This window comes from Rivularia sp. UHCC 0363, from assembly GCF_034931125.1.
Taxonomy (GTDB): Bacteria; Cyanobacteriota; Cyanobacteriia; order Cyanobacteriales; family Nostocaceae; genus Rivularia.
This window is the reverse complement of record NZ_JAYGHM010000029.1, coordinates 1-3,096: the sequence shown is the minus strand read 5'-3', so window position 1 is coordinate 3,096 and position 3,096 is coordinate 1. Positions and strand designations below refer to the sequence as shown.

The window sequence follows — 3,096 nt, the reverse complement described above, 5'->3', positions numbered from 1 at the left end:
TACCACCGGAGTTAGTACCACCGGAGTTAGTACCACCGGAGTTAGTACCACCGGAGTTAGTACCACCGGAGTTAGTACCACCGGAGTTAGTACCACCGGAGTTAGTACCACCGGAGTTAGGAGTTAGTACCACCGGAGTTAGGAGTTAGTACCACCGGAGTTAGTACCACCGGAGTTAGGAGTTAGGAGTTAGTACCACCGGAGTTAGGAGTTAGTACCACCGGAGTTAGTACCACCGGAGTTAGGAGTTAGGAGTTAGTACCACTGGAGTTATTAATCAGTGTCATCCATTTAATCCGTGTTCGGAGTGATTAATTGCGAACTCGGGCAATGTAAAATAATATTGACAGAAAAATAAGGATTTTGATTATGCCATATACCACAGAAGAAGGCGGTCGTTTAAATAATTTTGCTCGCGAGCCAAAGGTTTACAAGGCTGAACCTCCTAATAAAAAGCAACAGGTAACTTATCTTGTTTTAGGAATTGGTGCTGCGGTATTACTTGGAAGTTTATTTTTCGTCGCCTTCTCAGTGTCTAATGTTGGTTAATATAAGTTTCTAACAAAAATTCATCTATTTTTGGTATCACAGGTTCCAATTTATTTAGGAGCCTGGTTTTTTATTTGTTAAAATGCTAAGGATGTTTGGGTATAAAATAGAACTTCTAATGTCAGTAAAACCTGAAAGAGTGGATTTTTCCTGAGCAATGCAATAATTATCTGAAAATCGTAGTCATAGTCACAACGAAGGTTGCTGCTTATATATAGTCCCTAAAGGGAAGTAAACTGCATTTGGCTGATGATGAGCCGCTATGAGCTTAAAGGATACTGTGCGATCGGACAATTCAGCTTGGAACCGGCAAGTATATCACCGCTTGAAACTTGCTTTAGGTTTAGGCTTGCGAAGACAAATTTTCATGGCGGTATGTGACGATTTAAACCTGAGAAATCAGGTGGCGGCTCGTTTACATTCAACTTTGGCATATCCCGTAGGTCAGGTGTTGTATCAGCCTATCAGTATTGAATCTGAAGCTAGTACGCCAGCTTACCCGAGATTGGTCACTTTACGGTTGAATTTAAACGACCCAAATCCCATAGCGCAAATAAATCAATGGTTAACGAATTATCCCCCGCCGGTTGTAGGTGGTTCTAAAGATGTACCAGGGAAAGCTTTGCCAATACCATCATTTCAAATGGTGGGTACGGAACAGTTAACTAGACAACCTGTTGCGATACAGCGTTTATTTTTACATTACCTGCGTTTAACAGAACAGCACCTGTCAAGCCAAAAAGACAGCAGATTTTTAGAATCAAGTTTGTTACTATGGGTTCCGCGTCCTTGGTTACACGCAATTCAACAGTCTGCACCACAGTTTTGGCGTTGTCGGACGGGTGTGTTCTTGTTTGCTGGTGAACCAACTCCCACAACTCAAACCAGAAGTGCGCCACGACGTTTTTCCGTACAGAGAAGTTTAGATTTTGACTCTGTGGAAGAACCACTGATCGGCGAACAATTAGCAATTCCACTTGGTGACGGCGATTTGGAGTTTGGGGAAGATTTGGATTTTCCAGTATTACCAACACTTCGTAATTCGGGTAATTCCGAAGAACTGCAAGCAGAATCCTTTGTAAAGGAAGAAAATCCGCTATCAGCATTGGAAGTGTTTGTTCCTGGAATGCAGCAGGAGGAAAATGTCCAACCGATCCGGAGAAATAGTCCGAGCAATATTCCTAACTCGTCAGATTTGCCTCATATTAGCAAAGAGCTAACCGAGCTAATATTAGCAACTATCGGCACTACAATCGCCGACGACCCAGAACAAAACTTGCAAGTACAGCAAATTTTGCAAGAAATTGAAGATTTACATTCACAACAAGCGGATGAAGCAGATATTGGCGCTGCTTATTATCGCTTAGGAAATATTTATCGCATCCGTATAGAACAGGGACAATCAACTTTAGAAAACTTAATGGTGGCAATTCTGGCATATCAAGAATCTATTTCTTATGATGATTCTTCCCCGGTGGTGCCAGACGTGTTAAATGATTTAGGTACGCTGTATTGGATGCTGTACCGCACACCACCTAATTCTCAGGAAGGTCCAGCTTATATTGAGCAAGGTATTGAATTTTACGAATTAGCGCTGAAGTTGATTTCACCCGAAACCCACTCAGAAACTTATGCGAGAGTGCAGAACAATTTGGGAACGGCTTATGGTGACTTAGCTCGTTTTAACAATCCAGACCAGAACTGGCAAAATGCAGTCACAGCATATACAGAAGCTTTACGTTTTCGTACAGCCGAAATGGAACCATTAAAGTATGCAGCCTGCCAAAATAATTTAGGTACTGCTTATTGGCACTTAGCGCAATATAGTCAACCCGTAGCAAACTTAAAGCAAGCTGCGATCGCTTATAGCCATGCCCTTTTGTATTATAATTCCGACCAAGAACCGTTAAAATACGGAATGATTCAAAATAATATTGGTACAGCTTATTGGAATCTTGCACAATACGAACAGCCAACCGAAAACTTGCAATTAGCGATCGACGCTTATAACGAAGCATTAAAGTATCGTACTTCAGCGAACGTTCCTACAGCTTGTGCCGCTACACAAAATAACCTTGGTACAGCCTACTGGCATTTAGCAAATCAATCCGATACAGACAAACACAATAAATTAAAGTATTTAAAAATGTGTATTGAGGCTTATGATGAAGCCTTAGCTTTAGCTCATTCACTTAAAGGTGTATCTTTAAGTTTCGATGTGTTTGCAACTCATAATAATTTAGGTTTAGCAAATCATCAGCTAGCAACGGACAAATTTTTTACAGAGGATAAATCTATTCGTTCCCAATATTTAGAAAAAGCATTAGAGAATCATTTACAAGCTTTGACAGGAATAAGTAAAGATTCAGAAGCTCATCAAAGCACAATTTCTTATATGGTTAAAACAATTCGCGGCTTTCACGACGAATTAGGAATTCAAGGACAAAATTTAGCTTTATCCAAAATTCCCGGACAGTTATTACCGGAGATTTTACCGAAGTTGTAAATTATAAATTGGTAATTGGTAATGGGGAATTGGTAATGGGG

General features: G+C 40.5%; 2 protein-coding genes. Both read left to right on the top strand.

Annotation, left to right across the window (positions count from 1 at the left end):
* Positions 1-369: 369 nt before the first annotated feature.
* Positions 370-549, top strand: coding sequence for a photosystem II assembly protein Psb34 (gene psb34 / locus VB797_RS17290; protein ID WP_323238957.1), 180 nt, complete (start codon positions 370-372; stop codon positions 547-549).
* Positions 550-811: 262 nt separating this feature from the next.
* Positions 812-3,055: a tetratricopeptide repeat protein gene (locus VB797_RS17285; protein ID WP_323238956.1), complete on the top strand. Its 2,244-nt coding sequence runs from the start codon at positions 812-814 to the stop codon at positions 3,053-3,055.
* Positions 3,056-3,096: the final 41 nt, after the last annotated feature.

Coding starts and splice junctions, on each gene's coding strand:
- psb34 (WP_323238957.1), top strand. CDS start 370: ATGCCATATACCACAGAAGAAGGCGGTCGTTTAAATAATTTTGCTCGC.
- VB797_RS17285 (WP_323238956.1), top strand. CDS start 812: ATGAGCTTAAAGGATACTGTGCGATCGGACAATTCAGCTTGGAACCGG.